We start from the raw sequence: 26887 nt of genomic DNA on the forward strand, positions 1-26887 counted from the left end.
CACCAATGACAAGAACGGACAAGACTCCTCCAGAGGTTCGGCGGGTCGACGGTCGAAGGAACGGCAATACAGTGGCAATACAGTACTGAGAACCTGACGGAGACGGACCCACGGTACGCGGCTCCAGCCCGGCCGTGCAGACCCTCTGGGACGTCAACGACGGTTCACCGCCCCGCAGATGACGCAGGGAGAGGAGGCCGCCGGGCTCGAAGACCGCGGGCCCGCGGGCGGGTCCGCGGCACCGTGCGCTCCTCACCGTCCTCACCGCAGATGCGGTGTCTCCTGCGCGGTGACGGCCGCGAGCCGCCGGCGAAGGAGATCCACGACCTGCTCGTTCTGGTCGGCCAGGTAGAAATGACCGCCGGGCAGTGTCACCACGTCGGTCGGCCCGGTCGTGTGCCCGGCCCAGGCGTGCGCCTCGTCCGGGCTCACCAGTGCGTCGCGGTCGCCGGTGAGTACGGTGACCGGGCAGTTCAGGACGGCGGACGGATCGTGCCGGTAGACCTCCACCGCGTGGTAGTCGTTGCGGATGAGGGGGAGGGCCATGGCCCGGATCTCCGGGTCGTCGAGTGCCGTCGAACCGGGACCGCCGAGCCGGCGCAGATGGGCGAGGACGTCGCTGTCCGAGGACAGGTGGAACCGGTCGTCCCGGTACCGGGACGGCGCCCGGCGCCCGGAGACGAACACGCGGGACGGTGCGGGCAGCCCGTCGGCGGCCAGCCGCAGGGCGACTTCGTACGCCAGCAGCGCCCCCATGCTGTGTCCGAACAGGGCGAACGGCCGGTCGTCCATGAGCCGCACCGCGTCGGTGATCCGGTCGGCCAGTTCCGGGACGTTGCCGATGCTCGGCTCGTGATGGCGGTCCTGCCGGCCCGGGTACTGAACGGCCAGTACGTCGACCTCGGGGGCCAGCGCTCGCGCGAGCGGGAAGAAGAAGCTGGCCGATCCGCCCGCGTGCGGCAGGCAGACGAGGGAGGACATCGCGTCCCCGGCCGGGCTGAAGCGGCGTAGCCAGGCCTTCAGTTGCGCCGATGACTCCGGCATCGCGGGTGCCTCCCTAGCTCCGGTGCGTGGGATCGGGGCCGCACAGCTCCAGCAGCGCCCGGGCGGCCAGGCGGTAGCCGAACGCGCCGAGACCCACGACGACCCCGCTGGCCAGCGGGGCCAGGACCGATTCGTGGCGGAAGCGCTCACGGGCCCAGACGTTGCTCAGGTGCACCTCGATCCACGGCGCGGGATAGGCGGCGAGCGCGTCGCGCAGGCTCCACCCGGCCATCATGAGCGCGCCGGGGTTGACGATCGCGCCGATGGTCGACCTGCGGTGCGCGTGCACCGCCTGGACCAGGCCTCCTTCGTGGTCGTCCTGGATCGGGACGACCTGCCAGCCGGCCTCGGCCACCTCGTCGGCGACGGATTTCGCGATGTCGTCGACGGTGTCGTAGCCGTAGATCTCCGGTTCGCGGTCTCCGAGTATCCCGAGGTTGGGCCCGTTGAGCAGGAGCACGGTGGTCACAGGGGGCAGTCTCCTTCGGTGTTCGGTGTTCGGTGTTCGCAGTCGGGCGGAGGAGCCGGTCAGCAGACCGGTCCGCCGGCGACATGGATGATCTGGCCGGACACGAACGAGGCATGGTCGCTCGCCAGGAAGGCCACGACGTCGGCGATGTCCTGCGGCCGGCCGACCCGGCGCAGCGGGATCGTCGCCGCGGCCTGCGCCTGGTGCTCCTCAACCGTCCGGCCTGCCTGCGCCGCCAGGGCCGCGGTCATCTCGGTGGCCACGTAGCCGGGCGCCACGGCGTTGACTGTGACGTTCAGCGGACCGAGTTCCAGGGCCAGCGTCTTGGTCAGGCCCTCGATTCCGGCTTTCGCCGCCGAATAGTTGGCCTGGCCGGCGTTGCCGACCGCGGCGATGCTCGACAGGTTCACCACGCGTCCCCAGCCGAGCTTGGCCATGTGCTCGGCGACCGCGTGCGTCATCAGGAATGTGCCGCGCAGGTTCACGTTGATGACCAGGTCCCAGTCGGCCGGCGAGAGGGAGAAGACCATGTTGTCCCGGGTGATGCCGGCGTTGTTGACCAGGATGCAGGGCGGACCGAACCGGTCGACGACTTCGTCGACCGCCGTGCTGACCGAGTCGGCGTCGCTCACGTCGACCCCGATGGCCCTGGCGCGGCCGCCCGCCCGGACCAGGCCGGCGGCCGTGTTCTGCGCGGCCGTCACATCCCTGTCGAGGACGGCGACGTCGATGCCGTCCCCGACCAGCCTGCCGGCCACCGCGGCACCGATGCCCCGGGCCGATCCGGTGACGATGGCGACGCGGTTCACGCCGGCTCGGGCGTCAGCGTGACCGGCAGGGAGCTCATGCCGTGCAGGATGCTGGAGTAGATCCACCGCTCCGGCCCGGTCTGTTCCGCGGACGACACGAGCGTGCGCAACGAGTCGAGGATTTCCTCCACTTCGATGCGTGCCAGCGTGTGCCCCAGGCAGAGGTGCGAGCCGAAGGCGAAGGTCAGATGCTTGTTCGGCGTGCGGTCGAGGAGGAAGCGGTCCGGGTCGGCGAAGACCTCGGGATCCCGGTTGGCCGAGGAGATCCAGACGCTGACGATGTCGCCCTTCTTGACCGGCTGGCCGTTCACCACGGTGTCCCCGGACGCCGTGCGTCCGCCGTGCAGCGAAGGCACGGTCCAGCGCAGCACCTCGTTGGCGGCGGTGTCGAGGCCGACGGTGCCCTCCTTGAGCGCCCGCCACTGGTCCGGCCACTCGATCAGTGCCTGCAGACCGCCCGAGATGGCATGCCGTCCGGTCTCGTCGCCGCCGATCATCAGCCCGTAGCAGTTGGACATCAGGTCGGCGTCGCTCAACGGCCCACCACCGATACGGCAGTTGGCCAGCAGGCTGACCACGTCGTCGGCGTCACTGCCGCGCCGGGTGTGCGCCAGGTCGGCGAAGTAGAGCAGGATCTCGCTCTTGGCCTGCCAGCTCTCCTGCGGCGGGGCGTCCGCGTAGTCGGAACTCCACGCGTGCGAGGTGAGCCCGAGCAGATAGCGGCGATCCGCCTCGGGCACGTCCATCAGGCCGCAGATCGCACCCAGCGGGACGTTCGCGGACACGTCGTGGACGAAATCGCACTCGCCCTTGTCGATCGCCGCCCGGATCAGGTCGTCGATGGTCCGCCGGATCGCCGTGCGGATGGTCTTGAGCCGGCGAGGGGAGAACGCCGCGTTGAGCACGTTGCGCAGCTGGGTGTGCTTGTCGCCGTCGGTCACCGCGAGCATCGAGCCGGACGCCGAGTCGCCGCCGGTCAGCAGGGTCGCCAGCGCGTTGCCGCCTTCGGTGGTGAAGTGCTCCTTGTCCCGGTAGACCGTCATCGCGTCGGCGTAGCGGGTGAAGACCCAGAAGCCGGGACGGTCCCCCTGCGCCGGATGCCAGTAGTGGGGCCGGTCCTGCCGGAGCAGGCGCCACACCTCGGAGAGTTCGTTCTCGGCGTGCAGCACCGGGTCGGCGAGGTCGAGCGAATCGAGGAGCTCAGGGCTGACTACGGGGCGGGGCATCGGCGGCCTTCCACGTGAGGCGTCTGGGCGGGCGGGGACGGCAGCGAGGTGGCCACCGCGGCGAGGGCACCGATCGTGGGGTTTCCCACGATCTCCTTGGGGGAGAGGGCCAGACCCGCTTCGCGGGCGCGCCGGATCAGCGAGATGGCCAGCATGCTGTCGCCGCCGAGCGCGAAGAAGTCGCTGTCGGCGCCGACGTCCGTGACGCCCAGCAGCTCCCCGACGATGGCGGCCAGCGCGCGTTCCGCCGGCGTCCGCAGGGCCGGCCGCGCCGCCGCGGGCGAGGGACTCTCCCGCTCGGCGACCGCGGGCAGCGCGGCCAGGTCCAGCTTGCCGTTCGGCGTCATGGGCAGGGCACTGACGAGGACGTACCCGGTCGGCGTCATGTGCTCCGGCAGCCGGCGTGCCGCGTGCTCCCGGAGGCGCTCGGGGATGGGTGCCTCCCCGTCGGCGGGCACGACCCAGGCGATCAGCCGGGCCCGGCCGCCACGGTCCTCGCGTACGCCGGCCACCGCACCGGCGACCGCGGGCAGTTCCTCGAGCACCGCCGCCACCTCGCGCGGCTCGATCCGAAAGCCCCGCAGCTTGATCTGGTCGTCGGCCCGGCCGTGGAAGTCCAGGATGCCGTCGGCGCGCCAGGAGGCGATATCGCCGGTGCGGTACATCCGGCTGCCGGGCGGGCCGAACGGGTCCGCCACGAAGCGTACGGCTGTCAGGGCGGGCCGGTTGAGGTAACCCCGGGCGACGCCGGGGCCCGCGATGTAGAGCTCGCCGCGGAATCCGGGTGGCACCGGCTGCAGCCCGGGGCCGAGCACGTAGGCGCGGGCACCGGCGACGGGCCGTCCGATCGGAGGCCGACCGTCTGCCGTGAGCGGCCCGCTCTGAGTGGCGCAGACGGTAACCTCGGTGGGCCCGTAGGCATTGACCATCCGGCGGCCCTGCGACCAGCGCGCGGCCAGCTCGGCCGGGCACTCCTCGCCCGCGCTGATCAGGCCGCGGAGCCCGGCCAGTGCGCCGGTGGCGCTGTCCATGCTGGACAGTGCCACCGGCGGCAGGATGGCGTGGGTGATCCGGCGCTCGGCCAGAGCCGCCGTCAGCGGTTCTCCGGCGAGGGGGCCCTGCGGCGGCACGACCACCGTCGCCCCCGAGGTGAACGCGCCCAACAGCTCGGCGACGAACGCGTCGAAGCTCGGTGAGGCGAACTGCAGGACCCGGGCGGTGCTGTCCAGTCCCAGGCCCTCGCGTTTGGCCGCGGCCAGGTTCGCCAGCCCGGCATGGGTGACCACGACACCCTTCGGCCGGCCGGTCGTGCCGGAGGTGTAGATGACGTACGCCGGATCGGCCACGTCTGGCGCGACCCTGGGAAACCCGCCCGCCGGCTCGCCGGCCTCCGGCCCGTCCAGGTGGACGCGCGGCCAGGGACGGGCCGAGGGGATGTCGGCCGACGCCGTCGTACAGACCGCCACCGGGTCGCAGTCCTCCAGCATCGCCGTGATCCGCTCCCGCGGGTATCCCGGGTCGATGGGGACGAACGCCGCGCCGGTCCGGACGGTCGCCAGGAGCGCGGTGATCAGATCCAGGGACCGCGGCAACAGCAGGGCCACCATCCGGCCCGGCGCCGCACCCGCCTGCGCGATGGCCGCCGCGAGCCGTCCGGCACGGCGGTCGAGTTCGGCGTACGAGGTGGTGACGCCGGCCTCTTCCGCGGCCGGCCGTCCGGCGTGTTCGTCCGCGGCGTCCTGCCACAGCCGGCCCAGTGTCGCGGCGGGCTGCTCCTGCCGGGAGGAGTTCCCTTCCTGCAGCACCTGGCGGCGGATGGCCGGGTCGAGGAGGTCCAGCGAGGCGACCGGTCGGCCGGGCGCCTCGCGGAATGCCCCAAGCAGGCGCAGGACCATGTCGAGGAGGCGTTCCGCGCAGTCCGCGCCGATCCGCCGCGGGTCGGTGACCAGGGTCAGGACGAGATCGCCCGCGTCGTGGCCCACCCTGAGCTCGGCCGTGAGCGGCCGGGCCGGGCCGGGCGTCGGGCCCCCGGCACGGGTGAAGCTGAGCGCGGTGTCGAACAACGTGTCCGCCGCGGCGTCGAGTTCGGCCCGCCCCCGCGGTCCCAGCCGGGCGTGCCCGGCCGAGACGGCCACGGCTTCCTCGACCCGGTGGAGGACGGCGCCGATCTCCTCGCCCGGCGCGACGGCCATCAGCAGCGGCCGGGGCCCGGCCCCGAAGACGACCGGAGAGCCGGCGCCCAGCAGATGCAGCAGGACCGCCCAGACTCCGAGCAGCGTGTTCTCCGCGGACGGGAATTCCGGGATCCGCCGCTGGAGTGCGGGTGCCCCGGCCGTGTCGTCGCCCGGCCGGGCGAGCCTGTCCCGGAGCAGGGAATCACCGTCGACACCCTCCAGCGACGCGTGCCAGAACCGCGCGCCCAGCGCCTGCTCGCGCAGCAGGTTCCGGTCCGGCTTCGCCGATCCCAGCAGGGGCAGTTCGGATCTGACCTCGATGTCCACCGGAGCATGGCGGTCACCGAGCGCGTCCGTCACGTACGCCTGCAGGTCGGCCGGCCGCGGCGTGCAGCCGGGCGCCGGCGTCACCACCGCGTGGACCAGCGCCAGGAAATCCTCGTCCTCGATCCCGAACACCGCGGCCTGAGCCACGTCGGCGTGTTCGAGGAGCACGCGCTCGATCGCCTCCGGGTGGATGCGGACACCGTGACCCTTCAGGACGCCGTCGAGGCGGCCCTCGAGGGTCAGGTATCCCGACTCGTCGAGCCGTCCGACGTCGCCGGTGCGCACCCACCCGTCGCGGACCGTCCGCGCGGTCTGCTCCGGGTCGTTCCAGTAGTGGCTCATCGCCCAGCGCCCGGACGAGCAGATCTCGCCGGCGACGCCCGGCGGGAGGAGCCGGTCGTGGTCTCGCGGATCACGGATGGTGATCCGGACGTTCGCCGGGGGCCGGCCGACCGTGCGCCGCAGGTCGGGGTCCAGATGATCCTGTGGGGTGAGCAGGCTGATCATGCCGGTCTCGCTCGTGCCGTAGACCTGGAACAGCACCGGGCCGAGCGATTTGGCGGCGGCCGCCAGCCGCTCCGGCGCGGCCGGGCTCCCGGTGTAGAACACCTCGCGCAGGCTGGAGCGGTCGTAGTCGTCGAACGCGTGATGCTCGGTGAGGGCGTAGACCTGCGGAGAGGCGAGGACGAGCCGGGTGACGCGGTGCCGTTCGACGGCTCGGAGCACCGCCTCGACGTCGAACCCGTGGTGCAGCACGACACTGCCCCCGGCGATGATCGCGTCATCGGCCGAGAAACCGCTGGAGTGGGTCAGCGTCCCGGTGATCAGACAGACCGCCGGCTGGGCCCCGGCGGCCGCCGAGGCCATGTCGTCCTTCACGTCGAACGGCCAGCTGACCCCCTTCGGCCGTCCCGACGATCCGCTGGTGAACGTCACCACGGCGATCTCCGCCCGCTCGGCCGTCGCGTCGTCGAACGGCGACTCCAAGGGCCGGCTCATGTCCAGAACATCCGGTCCGCACGGACCCGGGGCGGCGAGGGCGAACGCCGATCCGGCCGCGGCACGCAGCCCGCGCGCACGGTCGAGGTTGTCCTGGTCCACCGCCAGCACGCTCGGCCGCAGTCCGGCGAGAATCTCCGCCTGGACGCGAGGACCCAACTCGTCCTGGGGGTCCGCGGCGTTCACCCCGCGAATGTGGACCGCCGTCGCGCCGACGAGGTTCACCGCGTACCGGTAGACCAGGGTGGACGGTGTGTTGGGACTGGTCAGCACGGCGACCGAGGTGCCCGAGCCGACACCGGCCGCGCGCATCCACCCGGCGGTCGTGCGGACCGCACGGGCGAGACGCTCGGCCGGGAAGGGCTCGTCCCCGAGTACGAGGGGAACGCCGGCAGGATGGGCGTCGAGCCGGCCGAGGATCCGGCGGATGTAGTGATCATGCCCCCGCAACGGTGCTCTCCAATGCAGCTCGACGGTCGGGCCGACGGACCGGCCGCGAGGCTGGACGCCGGCGCGAACCAGGCCGCCATGACGGCGTGCGGGACAACGCTAGGTACAGGGCCGGCCGCCGCGGATCCCTCGCATTGACAGTGGTTGCCGCTGCCCGGCGCCGCCCCCACCCGCACTGTCCGGGTGGGCGATGGCGGAGCGCCCAGGCGCATCCGTAGGGTCGCCGGACATGGCCTCTTTGACTTCGCACGCCGACGTCCTGGTGGTCGGCTGTGGCCCTAGCGGCGCCGTGCTGGCGAGCCTGCTGGCCCGCCGGAACCGCCGGGTGATCGTGCTCGAGCGGCATCGCGAGGTCTTCGGGCTGCCCCGGGCCACCAGCTTCGACGGGGAGACCGCCCGGCTGCTGGCGGCGGCGGGGATCGGCGCCGGCCTGCCCGGGATCTCGGTGCCCGCGACCGGCTACCAGTGGCACGGCGCAAACGGGCAGGTCCTCCTGGACATCGCCTTCAGCGACACCGGCCGGTACGGGTGGCCGGACGCCAACACGATGCACCAGCCCGCGCTGGAGCGGCTTCTCGGCGCCGCGGTGGCGGCCGAACCGACGGTCGAGGTGCGCCGTGGCCTGACCGTCGTCGGCGTCGACCAGACCGACGGCGACGTCACCGCGACCGCCGAGGACGAAACCGGCGCCACCCACACCTTCCGGGCCGGCTGGCTGGTCGGCTGCGACGGGGCGAACAGCGTTGTCCGCGAACTGGCCGCCGTGCCGATGACCGACCTGGGGTTCTCCTTCGAGTGGCTGCTGTGCGACGTCCTGCTGCACGAGACACGCGAGTTCGCCTCGACCAACCTGCAGCTGTGCGACCCGGCCCGGCCGACGACACTGGTGGGCAGCGGACCCGACCGGCGGCGCTGGGAGTTCATGTGCCTGCCGGGGGAGTCCGCCGCCGACATGGACAGCGCCGAGACGGCGTGGCGGCTTCTGGCACCGCACGGCGTCACGCCACAGACGGCGAAACTGCTGCGCAGCGGGGTCTACCGGTCCCATGCCCGGTGGGCCCAGCAGTGGCGGCAGGGCCGGGTTCTCCTCGCCGGGGACGCGGCCCATCTGATGCCACCGTTCGCCGGCCAGGGCATGTGCTCGGGCATCCGCGACGCCGGCAACCTGGCATGGAAACTGGACCTGGTGCTCGGCGGCCGGGCCGACGAGCGGCTGCTCGACACCTACACGCTGGAGCGGCGCAGCCACACCAAGGCCGCCGTCCTCGCCTCCGTCAAGCTCGGCCGGGTCATCTGTGTGACCGACCCCGCCGCCGCGGCCGACCGCGACGCGGCGATCCTGGCCAACGGCGGCGGCCGCCGGACGCCACCGCCCGAGGCGACACCGTTGGCCACCGGACTGCTCCAGCCCGGAGCCGGTGACGTGATCGGCGCCGGCCGGTTCGACGACCTGATCCCGGCGGGCTTCCTGCTGATCACCACCGAGGAACCCGACATCGTCAGCGAGACCCGGCGCACCCTGCTGTCCAGACTCGGCGCCACCCTCGTCCACATCGGACCCGACGAACAGACGGACAGCGGTTACCTCGACTACCTGCGGGACCGGGGCGCGGCGTCCGTTCTGGTCCGGCCGGACTACCACGTCTACGGCACTGCCCCCGCCGGCGCGATGACCGCGCTGCTGGAGGAACTGCTGGACCGGCTGGCGCCGCACCGCCCGTCAGGCTGAGGGATCCCGGCCGCCCCGCCGCGACCCTAGCGTTGACCGACGTGAGTACCACTGAGGAAGATCTCATCCGGGCATTGCGCGAGTCGGTCAAGGAAACGGCCAGGCTGAAGCAGCGGAACAGCCAGCTGCTCGCCGCGGCCTCGGAGCCGATAGCAGTGGTCTCCATGGGGTGCCGCTTCGCCGGGGGCATCGCCGGGCCAAAGGACTTCTGGCGTGTGGTGTCCGAAGGCGCCGACGTCTACACACCATTCCCCACCGACCGCGGCTGGGATCTGGCCAACCTCTACGACCCGGACCCGGACACACCCGGTACGACCTACGTCGACCAGGGCGCGTTCCTGCACGACGCCGCCGAGTTCGACGCCCGCTTCTTCGGCATCTCACCCCAAGAAGCGACAGCGATGGACCCGCAGCAACGGCAGCTTCTCGAGGTCTGCTGGGAGACGATCGAACACGCCGGAATCGACCCGGACAGCCTGCGCGGCACCACCACCGGCGTCTACGCGGGCATCGTGCACCAGGACTACGCACCCGACATCGCCGGCGCGGAGGGCTTCCTCAGCCTCGAGCGCGCGCTGGGCAGCGCCGGCGGCATCGCCTCCGGCCGGGTCGCGTACTGCCTCGGGCTGGAGGGGCCCGCGGTCACGGTCGACACGATGTGCTCGTCGTCGCTGGTCGCGATCCACCTGGCGAGCCAGGCACTGCGCCGGGGCGAGTGCACGATGGCACTCGCCGGCGGTTCGACCGTGATGGCGACACCGGGCGGCTTCGTCGGATTCGCCCGCCAGCGGGGCCTCGCCCCCGACGGCCGGTGCAAGTCCTTCGCCGCCGCGGCGGACGGCAGCAGCTGGGCCGAGGGCGTCGGCGTGATACTGCTCGAGCGCCTCTCGGACGCTCAGCGCAACGGGCATCAGATACTCGCCGTGATCCGCGGCTCCGCGGTCAACCAGGACGGCGCCTCCAACGGCCTCACCGCCCCCAACGGGCCCGCGCAGCAGCGGGTTATCCGCGCCGCGCTCGACGCCGCCGGGCTGACCGCCGACGAGGTCGACGCCGTCGAGGCGCACGGAACGGGAACCACGCTCGGTGACCCGATCGAAGCGCAGGCGCTGCTGTCGACGTACGGCCGGGGACGCGACCCCGAGCGGCCCCTGCTCCTCGGCTCGGTCAAGTCGGTCCTCGGCCACACCCAGGGCGCCTCGGGCGTCGCGGCGGTGATCAAGACCGTGCTGTCTCTGCGTCACCGGTACCTGCCCGCCACACTGCACGTCGACGCCCCGACCCCGCAGGTCGACTGGTCACCCGGCACGGTCGAACTGCTGACCGAGGGGCGCGCGTGGCCCGACACCGGGCGCCCGGCCCGCTCCGGCATCTCCTCCTTCGGCGCCAGCGGAACCAACGTCCACATGATCCTCGAGGAGGTTCCGGCCGAGCCCGGCCCGGCCGGCCGGGCCGCCGACGGCGGGGCACTGCCGTTCGTCGTCACCGCCAAGACCGCCACCGTGCTGGCCGGCCTCGGCCGGCGGCTCGGGGACACCGTGGACGAGAGCACCGCCCTCGGTGACCTCGCCCACGCGCTGACGACCGGACGCGCGGTGCACAGCCACCGGGCGGTGGTGGTGGCCCAGACCCGGGACGAGCTGCGCGCGGGGCTCGCCCAGGTGGCCGAGGGCCGCACCGGGCCCGCAGTGATCACCGGGTCGGCCGGCACGAGCGGCCCCGGCAAGGTCGTCTTCGTCTTCCCCGGCCAGGGCACCCAGTGGATCGGCATGGGCCGTCAGCTGCTGGACACCTCGCCGGTCTTCGCCGCCCGGATCGCCGAGTGCCAGAAGGCGTTCGAGCCCTGGGTCGACTGGTCCCTGGTCGACGTCCTGCGCGACGAGGCTCCCGAGGCGCTCGAACGTGTCGACGTCGTACAGCCGGTGTGCTTCGCGATGATGCTCGGCATGGCGGCGGTCTGGGAATCGCTCGGCGTGGTCCCGGACGCGGTGGTCGGCCACTCACAGGGCGAGATCGCCGCCGCCTGCGTCTCGGGCGCACTCTCCCTGGCCGACGCCGCCCGAGTGGTGACACTGCGCAGCCAGGTGATCGCCGAGCTGCTGCCCGCCGGGGGCGCAATGGCGTCGATCCAACTGCCCGAGGACGCGGCACGCGCCCTGATCGAGCCGTGGGGAGGGCGCCTGCAGACGGCGGCGCTCAACGGCCCCTCGTCCGTGGTGATCGCCGGCGAGGACACCGCGCTGGACGAGCTCGCGGCGCAACTGGCGGACAGCGACATCCGCTTCCGCCGTATTCCGGTCGACTACGCCTCACACAGCCACTACGTGGAGAGTGTGCGATCCGCCCTGCTGGCCGACCTCGCCGCCGTCACCTCCACGGCACCGCGCACACCGTTCTACTCGACGGTCGAGCCCGGCTGGCGCGACGAACAGCCCTTCGACGCCGACTACTGGTACCGCAACCTGCGCCAGCCCGTCCTGTTCGAACCGGCCATCCGCGAGCTGATCACCCACGACCACCGGGTCTTCATCGAGCTCGGCGCCCACCCGGTGCTGCTCCCGTCGATCAGCGAGACCGCGGCCGAACTGGACGCGGACGTGCTTGCGGTCGGGTCGATCCGGCGGGACGAGGACGGACCGGCCCGGCTGGCCGCCTCGGCGGCCGAGGTCTTCGTCCGCGGCACGCCGGTGAACTGGCAGGCCCTGCTGCCCGAGGGCGCCGGAGCGGTACGGGTCGAACTGCCCACCTACCCCTTCGACCACCAGCGCTACTGGATCACCATGCCGACCACGGCGGCGGGCGCCGAGTCGCTGGGCCAGGTGACCAGCGGCCACCCGCTGCTCGGCGCAGTGGTGGAACTCCCGCAGACCAACGGCGTGGTCTGCACCTCCCGGCTGTCCCTGGCGACCCACCCCTGGCTGGCCGGTCACCGCATCCAGGACAACGTACTGGTGCCCGGCACCGCCTACGTCGACCTGGCGATCCAGGTCGGCGACCAGCTCGGCTACGGGGTGCTCGACGAACTGGTGATCGAGGCGCCGCTGGTGCTCGCCGCGGACGCGTCCGTCAGCCTGCAAGTCGCCGTCGGCGCGCCGGACGCCACCGGACGGCGACGGGTGGAGGTGCACAGCTCCCGCGCCGACGGCGCATGGACCCGGCACGCTGCCGGCCACCTGCAGGCCGACGCGTACGACCAGACGCCGGGCAGCGGCTTCGACTTCGGCCAGTGGCCGCCTCCGGGCGCCGTTCCCGAGCCGGTCGACGACTTCTACGACAGCCTCGCCGAACGCGGCTACCAGTACGGGTCGGCCTTCGCCGGGCTGACCGCCGTGTGGCGGCGCGGTGAGGAGATCTTCGCCGAGGCCGCGCTGCCCGCCGACCACCGGGACGACGTGGACCGGTTCGGCATCCACCCCGCGCTCTTCGACGCCGCCCTGCACGCGAACGCCTTCCACCGGCGCGCGGACGACCGCAACGTCCTGCCGTTCGCCTGGAACGGCGTCCGGCTGCACGCCGGCGGCGCCGTCGCGCTGCGCGTCCGCGTCGCGCCGTGCGGACCGGACGCGCTGTCCTTCGACGCCGCGGACGGCACCGGCGCGCCGGTGCTGTCCATGGAATCACTGGTCTCACTCCCGATCACGGACGTGAACGGGCAGCCGGGCGGCCGGACGCCGGACTCGCTCTGGCAGGTCGACTGGACGCCGCTGCCCCCGTCGGCGCCGGCGTCGGCGCCGGCCACGGCGCGAAAGCACCAGGCCGTCGTCGAGACCTCGGGCGACGTGGTCCGGCTGGCGCTGGACGACGAACTCGGCGAGCCCCGCCCGAACTTCGCCGTCCTGGACGTCGTACCCGGCGCCGGCGCGCAGACCGAGCCGCTGCCGCTGCTGGGCCAGGTGCTCGAGGTGGTGCAGGCCTGGCTGGAGGAACCGGCGCTCGCCCCGGTGCCCCTGGTGGTGGTGACCCGCGGCGCGGTTCCGGCGTCGGGCCCCGTCGCGGATCCGGCGGGTGCCGCGGTCTGGGGGCTGGTGCGGTCGGCACAGGCCGAGCACCCGGACCGGATCCTCCTGGTCGACATGGAGCCGGACGGGGACCGCGACGGGGCGATCACCGCGGGCCTCGCCAGCGGCGAGGCCCAGGTCGCGGTCCGCGAGGACGCCGTCCTGGCCCCGCGCCTGGACCGTGCCGTCCTCACCGGGGCCGCGACCGGCTTCACCGACGGCGGCACCGTACTGATCACCGGCGGGACCGGCGTGCTCGGCGCGCTGCTGGCCCGGTATCTGGTGGGCGAGCACGGCGTACGCCGGCTGGTCCTGGCTGGCCGGCGCGGCGCGGACGCCGACGGGATGGCCGAGTTGGTGGCCGAACTGGGTGACCTGGGTGCGTCCGTCGAGGTGGCCGCCTGCGACGTGACCGACCGGGAGGCGCTCACCGCACTGCTCGCCGCCGTCCCGGCGGAGCACCGGCTGACCGGCGTCATCCACGCGGCCGGGGTGCTGGACGACGCCGTCATCAGCGGCCTCGACCCGCACCGCCTGGCCCGGGTGTTCGCACCGAAGGCGGCGGCACTGCGGCTGCTGGACGAACTGACCCGCGACGACCCGCCCGAGGTCTTCGCCGTGTTCTCCTCGGCCGCGAGCGTTTTCGGCTCGGCAGGCCAGGGCAACTACGCGGCCGCGAACGCATACGCCGAGGCGATCGTGTCCGCACGCGCCGCCGGCGGTCTGCCCGCGGTGGCGCTGGCCTGGGGACTGTGGAGCCCGGCGACCGGAATGACCGGCCGGCTGGCCGACGTCGACCGGACCCGGATGAGCCGGGGCGGCGTACGTCCGCTACCGCCCGCCGAAGCGCTGGCCGGCTTCGACGCCGGCATCCGCGCCGGCCTCCCGCTGCTGGTGCCGATCGGTCTCGACCTCGGCGCGGTCCGGGCCGAGGCGGGAACCGGCGGCACCGTTCCGGCTCTCTTGCGCACGCTGGTCCGGCCGCCACGGCCCACCGCGCGGGCGGGCGCCGACGAGCCCAGGGGCGCACTGGGCCGCCGGCTCGCCGGGCTCACCAGCGAGGAGCAGACCGAACTGGTCCTCGCGCTCGTGCGTACAGAGGTCACGACCGTGCTCGGCATCGCCGACCTCGATGCCTCCTTCGACGACAGCCGCTTCGGCGAGATCGGGTTCGACTCACTGACCGCGGTCGAACTGCGCAACCGGCTGACCGCGGCGGCCGCGGTCAAGCTCCCCGCCACGCTGATCTTCGACTACCCGACACCACGGCAGCTGGCCGGCCACCTGATCGAGAAGGTGCAGGGGTCCGCCGCCGGCGCCGCCGCGCCCGCGCTCCACGCCCCCGAACACACGCTCCCGGCGTCCGACGACCCCGTGGTGATCGTCGGCATGGCGTGCCGCCTGCCGGGCGGGATCACCACACCGGCCGAGTTCTGGGACCTCGTGGCCGAAGGCCGGGACGGCATGTCCCCGCTGCCAGCCGACCGCGGCTGGGAGACGGACCGCCTCCTCGGCACCGACCCCGACCAGGCCGGCACCACCTACGCCCGACAGGGCGGCTTCCTGCACGACGCCGGCTACTTCGACGCCGGGCTGTTCGGCATCTCGCCGCGTGAGGCGACCGCCATGGATCCCCAGCAACGGCTGCTCCTCGAAACCACGTGGGAAGCCCTGGAGACGGCCGGCGTCGCCCCCTCGTCGCTGCGCGGCGAGTCCGTCGGCGTCTACACCGGCATGTCCATCCACGACTACCTCGGCGACCTGACGCGCGTACCGGCTGAGTTCGAGGGCTTCACCACCACGGCGACGGCCGGCAGCGTCGCCTCCGGCCGCGTGTCGTACGTGTTCGGTCTCGAGGGCCCGGCCATGACGGTCGACACCGCGTGCTCGTCCTCCCTGGTGGCGATCCACCTGGCGGCCCAGGCACTGCGCCAGGGCGAGTGCGAGACGGCACTCGCCGGTGGCGTGGCCGTCATGGGCTCCCCCGTCGGCCTGACCGGGTTCTCGCGGGCACGCGGACTCGCCGCCGACGGCCGGTGCAAGGCGTTCGCCGCGGCGGCCGACGGCACCGTGCTCTCCGAGGGTGTCGGCGTCGTGGTGCTGGAACGGCTGTCCACCGCACGGCGCAAGGGACATCGCCCGCTCGCCGTCGTCCGCGGTTCCGCGATCAACCAGGACGGCGCGTCCAACGGCCTCACCGCCCCCAACAGCCTGGCCCAGCAGCGGGTCATCCGGGCCGCTCTCGCCGCCTCAGGCATCGGCCCGGACGAGGTCGACGCGGTGGAGGCACACGGCACCGGCACCACGCTCGGCGACCCGAGCGAGGCACAGGCCCTCATCGCGACCTACGGCCACGGCCGTCCGGCCCAGCGACCGCTGTGGCTCGGCTCGGTGAAGTCCAACCTCGGCCACACACAGGCGGCGGCCGGTGTCGCGGCGGTGATCAAGATGGTGGAGGCGATCCGGCACGGGCATCTGCCGCCCACGCTCTTCGTCGACGAACCCACCCCCCACGTCGACTGGTCCGAGGGAGCCGTGAGGCTGCTGACCGAGGGCCGGGCCTGGCCCGACGCCGACCGGCCGCGGCGCGCCGGAATCTCGTCGTTCGGCATCAGCGGCACCAACGCCCACCTGATCCTGGAACAGATCCCCGAACCGGCCGCGCCGGAGGAGAACGGGGACATCGCGCCGGCCGTGCTGCCGTTCGTCCTGTCCGCACAGAGCGCGACGGCACTCGCCGGCCAGGCCACACAGCTGCGCACCGCCGTGGAGCAGGGGGTGCCGCTCCCCGGTACGGCCCGCACACTCCTCGCCGGCCGCGCGCTGCTCGCGCACCGGGCGGTCGTCGCCGCGGCCGACCGGGACGCTCTGCTCGCCGGCCTGGACACGGTCGCCGCGGGCGAGGCCGGTCCGGGCACGGCAGTGGGCGCCGCCTCCGCCGGCGCCGGGGCATCCGTGGTGTTCGTCTTCCCCGGCCAGGGGGCGCAGCGGCCCGGAATGGGCCGCGCCCTCTACGACCGGTTCCCGGTCTACGCCGCCGCCTTCGACGACGCGTGCGCCAGGCTCGACGAGCGGCTGGCCGGCGCCGTGGACCGGTCCGTCCGGGACGTGGTCTTCGCCCGGCCGGACAGCCCGGATGCGGCCGCGCTGGACCAGACCGTCTACACCCAGGCGGCGCTGTTCGCCGTCGAGACCGCACTGTTCCGGCTCGTCGAGTCCTGGGGCGTACGGCCTGCCCTGCTGCTCGGGCACTCGGTGGGCGAGATCGCCGCGGCGCACGCCGCCGGCCTGCTGTCGCTCGACGACGCGGCGACCGTGGTGGCCGCCCGCGGCCGCCTCATGCAGGCCCTGCCCGCCGGGGGAGCGATGGCCGCGGTGGCCGCGACGGAGGAGGAGCTCCGGCCGTTCCTCGCAGAGGGCGTCTCCCTCGCCGCAGTGAACGACCCCGCCTCGGCCGTGCTGTCCGGTGACGAGGACGCGGTGGACGCCGCCGTGCGGACACTACGGGAACAGGGCCGCAAGGTGCACCGGCTGCCGGTGTCCCACGCGTTCCACTCGGCGCGGATGGACCCGATGCTCGCCGAGTTCCGAACCGCGATCGCGGACGTGGTCTGGCGTCCGGCCCGGATTCCGGTGGTCGCCCACGACGGAGCCGACCTCACGGACCCCGGCCACTGGGTCGACCACGTCCGGCGCACCGTGCGCTTCGCCGACGGCGTCCGCACCGTACTGGACCGGGGCGGGCGGCTGTTCGTCGAGCTGGGGCCGGGGGCCGGCCTGTCCGCGCCGATCCTGGAGACGGCGGCACGGTCCGGGTACGAACCGGTGTGCGTTCCCGCGCTGCGGGACGGACAGGACGAACCGGACACCATGATCAGCTCGATGGCCGCGCTGTTCGTGCGGGGAGTGCCGATGGACTGGCATCCGCTCGTCCCCGCGGATGCCCCGGATGTGCTGCTGCCGACGTACGCGTTCGACCGACGGCACTACTGGCTGCCCTCGGCGCCCGGTGCGGCGAACGCGGCCGACCTGGGCCAGAGCGAGGTCGAGCACCCGCTGCTGTCGGCGATCGTGCCCGTCCCGGACACCGGTGGCCTGATCGGCACGGCCCGGCTGGCGCTCACGACCCATCCCTGGCTCGCCGCGCACAGGCTGCACGAGGTGGAGACCCTGCCGGCCGCCGCACTCGTCGACCTCGCGGTACGGGTGGGCGACGAACTCGGTTACGGCGTACTGGGAAACCTGACGCTGGAGACCCCGCTCACGGTCCCCGCGGAGACGACCGTCCGGCTGGAGATCGTGGTCGGAGCCGACGACGGCGGCAGCCGCCCGTTCACGGTCTACGGCGCCCGGGGCAGTGAGGAAAACTGGGTCCGGCATGCCGGCGGCACGCTGGAAGCAGGCGCCGTCACCGACCCCGGGCCGGTGCAGCCGTGGCCGCCGTCCGGCGCCGAGCAGGTCACGAGCGACCCGGAGACCCCCGAACGCTCGCAGCTGCTCGGGCTGTGGCGCCGCGGCGAGGACACCTTCGTGGAGGTCGCGCTCGCCGACGAGGAGGAGCCCGATACGTTCGGACTCGACCCGGCCCTGCTCGACGCAGTGACCCGGGCGGTCCTCGACCCCGCCTCGGTCGCGACACGATGGGAGTCGGTGGTGCTGCACGCCACCGGGGCGCGCCGGCTGCGGGCTCACCTCACCCGGCTGGACCACGACCGCTGGAGCCTTCAGGCGACCGACGAAACCGGCAGGGCGGTCCTGTCCGCCCGCTCGGTCCACTCGACGCCGGTCCGCCCCGAGGACGTGGGCGCCCGCCCCCCGCAGGCCATGTACCGGCTGATGTGGCACCCCGTGGCCACCCCGGCGGTTCTGCCCGGCCATCCGGCGACCGTCAGCGTCACCAGCGCCGAGGACGTGGCCGCGCTCGCCGCCGGACCCGGCCGGCCGACGGCCGCCGTGTACGACGTGCCGACCGGCACCTCCCACCCGGCGGCCGTCCTCGCCGACGTTCTCGGCCTGCTCCAGGCCTGGCAGCGCTACGCCCCCGCGGACACCCGGCTCGTCGTGCGGACCGAGGGTGCCGTCGACGGCGGGACCGGCGGCCTCACCGACGCGACCGGTGCCGCCGTGTGGGGCCTGGCCCGTGCGGCCCAGGCCGAGATGCCCGGTGTCCTGCTGCTCGACGTGGAGCCGGGCCTCGATACGGCACTGGCCCTCGCTACGGCACTGGCCGTCGACGAACCACAGCTCGCCGCCAGGACCGACGGTTTCCGGGTTCCCCGCCTCGCGGCGGCCGGTGCACCGGCCGCCGAGCCCGCCTCGTGGAACCCGGACGGGACGGTGCTGATCACCGGTGGCACCGGATCGCTCGGCGCTCTCGTCGCGCTCCACCTGGTGCGCACCCGCGGTGTCCGGCGGTTGCTCCTGGCCAGCAGGCGCGGAGCCGCCGCCGACGGCGCCGAGGCACTGGTGGCCGAGCTGTCCGCACAGGGCGCCGAGACGTCCGTGATCAGCTGCGACGTCGCGGACCGGGACGCGGTGGCGGCGATGCTCGCCGCGATCCCGCCGGAGCATCCGCTGACCGCGGTCGTGCACACCGCCGGCGTCCTGGACGACGGGCTGGTCGCCGCGATGACCCCGGCACGCCTGGACGCCGTGTTCGGCCCGAAGGCGGACGCCGCCCGCCACCTGGAGGAGCTGACCCACGACCACGACCTCGCCGCGTTCGTCACGTTCTCGTCCGCCGCCGGACTGCTCGGCTCGGCCGGCCAGGCCAACTACGCCGCCGCCAACGCCTACCTGGACGGCCTCATGGCGATCCGGCGCGCGAACGGCCGCAACGGCGTGTCACTGTCCTGGGGCCTGTGGGCCCAGGACAGCGGCATCACTCTCCACCTCACCGACGCGGACCGGGCCCGGATGCGCCGCGCCGGCGTGTCGCCACTGCGCCCCGAGGAAGGGCTCGCGCTCCTCGACGCGGCCGTGGACAGCGGTGAGGCCCACCTCGTACCGATCAAGCTCGACCTCGCCGCCGCGCGGGCCGAAGCGGCCACCGGCGAACCGGTCCAGCCGCTGCTGCGCGATCTGGTACGCGTCCGCCGCCGGGCGGGCCAGGCGGCGGGCGCCGGTGACCTGGCGGGCTCGCTGGCCGGCCGGTCGGTGGCGGAGCAGGAGCGCTCCCTGCTGTCCCTGGTCCGGGCCAGGGTGGCGCTGATCCTGGGATACGCCTCGGCCGAGGACATCGCGCCGGACGCGCCGTTCCAGTCCGCCGGGATGGACTCGCTGGGCGCGATCGAGCTGCGCAACCGGCTCAGCGCCGCGGCCGGCTTCGCCATGCCCGCGACGTTGATCTTCGACTACCCGACGCCGGTGGAACTGGCCCGGTTCCTGCGGGAGCGGCTCACCGACGCAGACACGCCCGCCGCGGCGGACGCCGCCGCCGTGGTGGCGAGCCCAGCCGATCCGATCGCGGTGGTCGGGATCGGCTGCCGGCTGCCGGGCGGCGTGCGGGGCCCGGACGGGCTCTGGGACCTCCTGACCGCACGCGGCGAGGGCCGGTCGGCGGTGCCGACCGACCGCGGCTGGGACCTGTCCACCATCCCGGTGGAGGCGGGCGGCTTCCTGACGGACGCGGCCGAGTTCGACGCCGGCTTCTTCGGCATCTCCCCACGCGAGGCGACGGCCATGGACCCCCAGCAGCGGCTGCTGCTCGAGGTCGTGTGGGAGGCCTTCGAGGACGCGGGGCTCGACCCGGCCGCCCATCGAGGTTCCGACGTCGGCGTCTTCGCAGGTGTGATGGGCGAGGGCTACGGGATGAGCGGCGGTGATCCGCAGACCGACGGCCTGCGGGTCACCGGCGGTGCCCTCTCGGTGGCGTCCGGCCGCGTGTCCTACACGTACGGCTTCACCGGGCCGGCGATCTCGGTCGACACGGCGTGCTCCTCCTCCCTCGTCGCGATGCATCTGGCCATGCAGGCCCTGCGCAACGGCGAGTGCTCGCTCGCCGTGGTCGGCGGTGTGACGGTCATGGCGACGCCCAACGCGTACGTCGAGTTCGCCAAGGCCGGCGGGCTCGCGACCGACGGGCGGTGCAAGGCCTACTCCGCGTCGGCGGACGGGACCAGCTGGTCGGAGGGCGTCGGCGTGGTGCTGCTGCAGCGACTGCCGGACGCCGAGGCCCAGGGCAGCACGGTGGGCGCCGTGATCCGGGGCTCGGCGGTCAACCAGGACGGCGCCTCGAACGGCCTGACCGCCCCGAACGGGCTCGCGCAGCAGCGGGTCATCCAGCGGGCCCTCGCGGCCGCCGGGCTCGCGCCGTCCGACGTGGACGTCGTCGAGGGACACGGCACGGGCACCCGGCTGGGCGACCCGATCGAGGCGCAAGCACTCCAGGCCACCTACGGAAGGCGCGGGACGGCGCAGCCGCTGTGGCTGGGGTCGGTGAAGAGCAACATCGGCCACACCCAAGCGGCGGCCGGTGTGGCGGGCGTGATCAAGATGGTGCTGGCGTTGCGCCACCAGACGCTGCCGGCGACCTTGCACGCGGACATGCCGAGCACCGAGGTCGACTGGTCCGGTGACACCGTCCGGCTGCTGACCGAGGCCAGGCCGTGGCCGGCCCGCCCGGACCGGCCACGCCGCGCCGGAGTGTCCGCTTTCGGGGCCAGCGGCACCAACGCACACGTCATCCTCGAGGAGCCGCCCCAGCGGGGCACCGCGACCGAACCGGCCGAGTCCGGCGGGGGAGGCATCCTGCCGTTCATCGTGTCGGCGGGCGACCCAGGCCGGCTCGCCGCGGCCGCGACCCGGCTGGCCGACACCGTGGAGAGCCGGCGGCCTCCGCTGCCCGAACTGGCCGCCGCGCTCGCGTTCGGCCGGACGAAGCACCGGGAACGAGCCACCGTACTCGCGGCCGACCACGCCGAACTGGCCGGGCGGCTGCGGAGCCTCGCCACCCGCGAGACCGAGCCGGACGTCATCACCGGACGGGCCGGGCCGGGCACCGGCGCGGTGTTCGTCTTCCCCGGCCAGGGCGGCGGATGGGCCGGCATGGGCCGTGAACTGATGGCCGAGTCGGCGGAGTTCCGGGAATGGGTGCACCGGTGCCAGGAACTGCTCGACACCTACGACTGCGACTGGACGCTGGAAGAAGCGCTCGGCGGCGCCAACGACCTCTCCCGGACCGACGTGGTCCAGCCCGCCGCGTTCGTGATGACGACCGGGCTGGCGCAGCTCTGGGCCAGGGCCGGTGTCACGCCCGACGTGGTGATCGGGTCGTCGCAAGGTGAGCTCGCCGCGGCATGCGTGGCCGGGCTCCTCTCGCTGGACGACGCGCTGCGGATCTGCGTGGTGCGCTCCCGGCTGGCCGCGGCACTGCCACCCACCGGCGGGATGCTCGTCCTGGGCGTCAGCCGCACGCGGGCGCAGGAGCTGCTGTCGGCGTACGGGGGCAGTCTCGAACTGGCCGCGGTCAACGGACCCGCGATGGTCGGCGTCTCCGGTGAGGTCGACGCCGTCAAGCAACTCGCGGCCTTCGCCGCCGAGCAGGAGATCTGGTTCCGCAGACTGCGGGCGGACTACGCCTCCCACTCCTTCCTCGTGGACGAGTTGGAGCGCCCGATGCTGGCCCAGCTCGACGGCGTCGGCGAGCGCCCCGCACACGGACTCGTCGGCTCGTGCCGGTTCTACTCCACGGTCGAGAGCCGGTGGATCGGCCCGGACGAGGTACTCGACGCGGGCTACTGGTTCCGGAACCTGCGCCGGCCGGTCGAGCTGGAAGGGGCCGTCCGCGAGGTGACCACCGATATGCGGGCCGTCATCGAGGTGTCCCCGCATCCGGGCCTGGTGTCGTCGATCCTCGACGTCATCGCCGACACCGGCCGGCCGGTCGGGGTGATCGGCACGCTGCGCCGTGACCAGGGCGGCCCGCGCCAGGTGCTGACCGCGATGGCCGAGGCGTTCGCGATCGGGCTGCCGGTCGACTGGTCGGCGGCCGTCCCCAGCGACGGGCCGGCCTGGCGTGAGCTCTGCCGCGACCTGCCCACCCATCCGTTCGACCATCGCCGGTACTGGCTGCGTGGCGGCACCGTCGCGGCCGCGGACGAAGCGGTCCACCCGCTACTGACCACGGTGGCGGTACTGCCCGGTTCCGGCGGCGTGCTGGCCGCCGGCCGGCTGTCCGCGAACCACCCGTGGCTTACGGGAGCGGTTCCCGCTTCGACGTGGATCGAGCTGGTCATCCGGGCCGGTGATGAGGTGGACTGCGGCACGGTGGCAGAACTCGATCTGGTCGAACCCCTCTGGCTGGACCGGAGCGATGCGCGACAGGTCCAGGTCGTGGTCGCCCGCGCGGACCTCACCGGCCGGCGCCCGGTGCAGGTGCGGACCGGCAGTGACCGGTCGGGCTGGACCCTGAACGCGTCCGGTGTACTCTCGCCCGGCCCCGTGGCAGCAGCCCCAGCGGAAGCCGGAACCGGCCCGCTGTCCTGGCCGCCGGCCGGCGCCGACCCGGTGACACCCGCCGACCTGCCCGACTGCGTACGTGGCGTCTGGCGGCGAGGCGAGGAGACCTTCCTGGAACTGGTCCTGCCGGACGAGCTCCGCGAGGAGGCCGACGGCTTCGGCATTCACCCGCTGCTCCTGGACGCCGCGACCCGTGCCACGGGCGACGCGACCTCATGGCGCGAAGTCGAACTGCACGCGACCGGCGCCGTGTCCGTGCGGGTCGCGCTGCGCCCGGCCGAGGACGGCATCGCACTGACCGCGGTCGACGAGTCCGGCCTGCCGGTGCTCACCGCGGGCCGGATCGCGACGCGGCCGGTGCACGAGCCCCGGCCCAGCGGGCCGGGTGACGTGCTGCGGACCGTCTGGGTCCCGCTCGACCGCGAGCCCGCTGCCGGCCCGCCGCGGACCGTCGTGGTCAACAGCGACGACGACCTGCTCGATCCCACTGCTCTGGCCGCGGCGGTCGCGGTGCTCGATGTGCTGCCCGGTGAGCCGCCCGTGGCGGCCTGCCGCCGAGCGCTCGCCGTCACACAGGCGTGGCTGGACGAGCCCGAACTGGCCGGCCACCGGCTGGTGGTACGGACCCGGAACGCGGTCCCGGCCGAGCCCGTCGTGGTGCTCGATCCCGCCGCCGCGGCCGTCCGAGGCATGATCGCCGCCATCCAGGCCGAGTACCCGGACCGTTTCGTCCTGCTGGACGTCGAGCCGGGCGCGGATCCGGACGCCGGACTGGGCCCGCTGCTGGCCGCCGACGCCGCACAGGCCGCGGTGCGGGCCGGGCGCGTCCACGTTCCGCGGCTGGTGGCCGTCGGCGAAGCCGGACCGGCCCTCCGGCCACTCGACCCCGACGGCACGGTCCTGATCGTGGGCGGCACCGACGGGACCGGATCCCGCGTGGCCCGGCATCTGGCCGCCGACCACGGCGTCCGCCACCTGGTCCTGGCGGACCCACATGGCGCGGACACCCCCCGGTCCGCGGCCCTGGCCGACGAGCTCGCCGCCCTCAGCGCCTCCGTGTCCGTCGTGGCCTGCGACGTGACCAACCGGGACGCGCTGCACCGCCTGCTGTCCGGGATACCAGCGGACCATCCGCTGACCGGCGTGGTCCACGCTGCCGAAACGGCCGACCGCACCCCGCTCGCGGAACTGGACCCGGAACGCCTTGACGCGGTCCTCGGCGCACGGAGCGACTCGCTGCGGCACCTGGCCGAACTCGCCGCGGGCCGGGAGCTCGCCCTGTTCGCCGTGGTCACCACGGCGGCCGAACTGATCGGTCCGGCCGACCAGGCAGCCACAGGGGCGGCCGACGGGCTCGCCCGGGCCGCCGCCGCGAGCTGCGGAGCCCGCGTACCGGTGCTTGCGTCCGCGGACGGTCCGGGACTGTCGGCGCTGTCTGCGGCGATCGGCACCGCCGAACAGTTCCCGGTTCCCGGCCGACCCGATCAGTGGGGCGCGCCCGTGCCCGGCCGGCCGGTCCCGCCGCTGCTGCGCGGGCTGGTCCGGCCGCGGCGGCGGTCCGCCTACCGGGCGGCGGTCGGCGCGGAGACGGCCGACCGGTGGTCGGAGCTCCTGAGTGCGCAGGTCGGTGCGGACCGGGAGAAGACCGTACTGGACCTGGTGCAGGCGCAGCTGGTTCGGGTCCTTGGACTCGACCCGGACGAACCGGTCGAGCCGGAGCGCGGCTTCTTCGAGTTCGGCCTGGACTCCGTGATGGCAATCGAACTGGCCCGGCGGCTCAGCAGCCACGCCGGCACCGCGCTCACCCCGGCCGGGGTGTTCAACAACCCGACCCCGGCGGCGCTGACCCGATATCTCGTCGAGCTGATCGAGACGGCCGGGCGCCGCGTACCCCTCGCTGTCCATCACCGGGCACACCGAAGTCAAGCCGGCGGATCCGGGCTCAGGCCGGTGAGGTGAGCGCCCGGCCAAGATGCCGGGCGAAGAACCGGACCGCGCTGTCGGTCTCGAACCTGGGCATCTCATGGTGCTTGCCCGCATTGGCGTGCAACGTCTTCTCCTGCGAGGCGAAGGCATCGAACAGCGCGAGGCCGGCCTCGCGCGGGACGTCCTCGTCGTCCCACTGCAGGTTGAACTCGATCGGGACGGTGATCCGCTTCGCCGTCTCCGCCAGGGCATCGGGCCAGTGCAGGCCGAAGACCGCAGCAGTGATCCTGGGCTCGACCGCCACCAGCGGCACCCCGATCGCGGTGCCCAGATTGATGCCGAAGTAGCCCACCGGTCCATCGGCGCCGATCTCCGCAAGCTCCTGAAGGGAGTCCAGGGCCGCCCGCCACTCGGGCACGGCCAGCTCCGCCAGATACATGCTGTAGCGCCGGGCATCCGGGCCTTCCGGCCTGCCGGCCGCCTTCGCCTCGGACAGCGCGGCGAGCTCTTGCTCGTCGCGCGCCGTACGCGGCCGGTCGCCGTGACCGGGCGCGTCGATGACGGCGACATGGAACCCGCCGTCGGTCACGAAGCGCCGTGCCCGGCCCGCCATCGCCGGATGCTTCTTGTGGTTGCCCCCGCCGTGGCCCATCAGCACCAGGGGGGCCCGATCGGCGCCGGAGGCCGGCGACCAGAGAACACCGGGGACCTCACCCATGAGGAAATCGCGCTCGACGATGCCGTTCGACGACGACTCGGCGGTGAACCGCAGAGAGTGCATAGGGGTTGCCTTTCGAGAAGGGCCGTTGACCGAGGAGTTGCCGCGATGCCGTTGTCCGCGACCCCTCCGGCACACGCTCCCGCCGGAGGCGCCTGCGACAACTGCCGCGCCGACGCCTCAGGGCGGTCCGGCGAGAGCGCCGGCAGTCCGCGCTCCTCAGCCGTGGCTGGCCACGTCCAGGTCCTGCCCGATCAACTGCTTCCACATGACCGCGAGTTCGATGCGCGACTTGGCACCGACCTTCTGGAAGACTTTGCGGAGGTGGAAGGCGACGGTGTGACGGGACAGGTACATCTGGCCGCCGACCTCGGCGTTCGTGAGTCCTCCCGCCACCAGCTCAGCCACCGCGTATTCGGTGTCGGTCAGAACGGAGATCCGGCTGCTGGGCCAGAATCTCGCCGCGGTCTTGGGCGCGTCGTGGCGCCGCAACTTGCTGCGGACCCGGGACGAGTCGCGCGGGGAGCCCGCGTCCGCGTACGAGCGCATGGCCGTCTCGTAGTGCATGCACGCCTGCCGGAACCCTCCGGAGCTCTCGGACAGGAGATCGCCGATGTCCTCGTTCACCGAGGAGCGGGTCCGCTCGTCGCAGTCGGAGGCGGCGACCTGCTGAAGCAGGCTGACGTCCTTCTCAAGCAGCGCCTCAAGATGCAAGGCGGCGGCCGCGATGGCGTGAATGCCCGGGTTCTCCGCGGCGAGCACCGCCGCGCAACGCCGGCCACGCTCGGCGGTTTCCCGGTCGTCGGCCCGCAGCAGAATCCGCACGAGAAACGACGCCGCCGAGGGCTCGGACAGCAGAAGGCCCCGGGTCGACGACTCGGATGTGAGGAGCCCGCGGGCGAGCGGTACGGCGACCTTCCAGCCCTTTTCCGCCTCGATGATCTGGACGACGAGCCATGCGGGGGAGTTCCAGGGAAAGGTGTCCCGGCCCCACAGCCCGTCCCGGCCGAAAATCACGTCCTCCTTGATCTGATTGGCATGATGAATCATCGTGGCGAGTTCGCCACGGCGCATCGCGATGATCGCGCTGACCATGCTCCCGATCGAGGCCCACGACGCGAGACTCGGGTCGTTCGCCACGACCATTCCCGTGTCACACAGGCTGATGGCCTCGTCGATGCGGCCGTCGCAGAGTGCGATCTTGGCCCTGACCAGTGCCGTCACCGCGTTGATGGCGGGGTCGTCGAGTACCGCGGTGGCTTGGCGCACCGCACGCCGGGCCTCGTCGATACGCCGGAGGTTGGTCAGCAGCAGCGCGAGCTGCAGGCTCGCCAGCGCGGTGCAGCGCTCGCTGCCCTGCCGGCATCTGGCCGCCGCCGCCGCCTCGGCCAGGGCGATGGCGGAGACGACGTCGCCCTCAAGCCAGACCGAACCGGCTGTGCGCAGGATTTCAAGGTTGATGCAATTGTGAGTGGAGAGGCATGAAGCGGTGAGACCCGTGATATACAATCGAACCCCCCAGAATTCTTCAGGCACGCTTTACAGCGGCGTGCGCAAAT

Annotated in this window: 9 protein-coding genes; 2 read left to right on the forward strand and 7 right to left on the reverse strand. The window is 73.3% G+C overall.

The window, feature by feature from the left end; genetic code table 11:
• Nucleotides 1-261 precede the first annotated feature (261 nt).
• Genes ABEA26_RS23765 through ABEA26_RS23785 form a run of 5 tightly spaced genes read right to left on the reverse strand, consistent with a single transcriptional unit; the run spans nt 262 to nt 7498 of the window.
• Complete coding sequence (locus tag ABEA26_RS23765) at nt 262-1044, reverse strand: thioesterase II family protein (protein ID WP_345595305.1); 783 nt, start codon at nt 1042-1044, stop codon at nt 262-264.
• Between the two features lie 13 nt (nt 1045-1057).
• A complete protein-coding gene (locus tag ABEA26_RS23770) occupies nt 1058-1513 on the reverse strand; it encodes a type II 3-dehydroquinate dehydratase (RefSeq protein ID WP_345595306.1) in 456 nt (151 codons plus the stop codon).
• Between the two features lie 59 nt (nt 1514-1572).
• Nucleotides 1573-2322 carry a 3-oxoacyl-ACP reductase FabG gene (gene fabG / locus ABEA26_RS23775; RefSeq protein WP_345595308.1) on the reverse strand — a complete coding sequence of 250 codons (750 nt, stop codon included), beginning with the start codon at nt 2320-2322 and terminating at the stop codon, nt 1573-1575.
• Complete coding sequence (locus ABEA26_RS23780) at nt 2319-3548, reverse strand: cytochrome P450 (protein WP_345595310.1); 1230 nt, start codon at nt 3546-3548, stop codon at nt 2319-2321. The genes fabG and ABEA26_RS23780 overlap by 4 nt, the downstream gene beginning before the upstream one ends.
• Entirely contained in the window at nt 3533-7498 is a 3966-nt protein-coding gene (locus tag ABEA26_RS23785) for an amino acid adenylation domain-containing protein (RefSeq protein WP_345595312.1), read from the reverse strand. Before ABEA26_RS23785 ends, ABEA26_RS23780 begins: the two co-directional genes overlap by 16 nt.
• Before the next feature lie 229 nt (nt 7499-7727).
• Between ABEA26_RS23785 and mhpA the strand changes: the two genes are divergently transcribed.
• Both mhpA and ABEA26_RS23795 read left to right on the forward strand, forming a co-directional pair.
• Nucleotides 7728-9227, forward strand: coding sequence for a bifunctional 3-(3-hydroxy-phenyl)propionate/3-hydroxycinnamic acid hydroxylase MhpA (mhpA, locus tag ABEA26_RS23790; protein WP_345595314.1), 1500 nt, complete (start codon nt 7728-7730; stop codon nt 9225-9227).
• A gap of 41 nt (nt 9228-9268) precedes the next feature.
• Entirely contained in the window at nt 9269-24643 is a 15375-nt protein-coding gene (locus ABEA26_RS23795) for an SDR family NAD(P)-dependent oxidoreductase (protein ID WP_345595316.1), read from the forward strand.
• Here the strand turns inward: ABEA26_RS23795 and ABEA26_RS23800 are convergent.
• Nucleotides 24627-25391 (reverse strand): alpha/beta hydrolase family protein, encoded by a 765-nt coding sequence (locus tag ABEA26_RS23800; protein ID WP_345595317.1) that lies wholly within the window; start codon nt 25389-25391, stop codon nt 24627-24629. The two genes, ABEA26_RS23795 and ABEA26_RS23800, sit on opposite strands and share 17 nt — an antisense overlap.
• 156 nt (nt 25392-25547) lie before the next feature.
• Nucleotides 25548-26864, reverse strand: coding sequence for a helix-turn-helix domain-containing protein (locus ABEA26_RS23805; RefSeq protein WP_345595319.1), 1317 nt, complete (start codon nt 26862-26864; stop codon nt 25548-25550).
• Between the last annotated feature and the right edge of the window lie 23 nt (nt 26865-26887).

The sequence above is a fragment of the Streptomyces marokkonensis genome (assembly GCF_039539045.1).
Lineage (GTDB): Bacteria > Actinomycetota > Actinomycetes > Streptomycetales > Streptomycetaceae > Streptomyces > Streptomyces marokkonensis.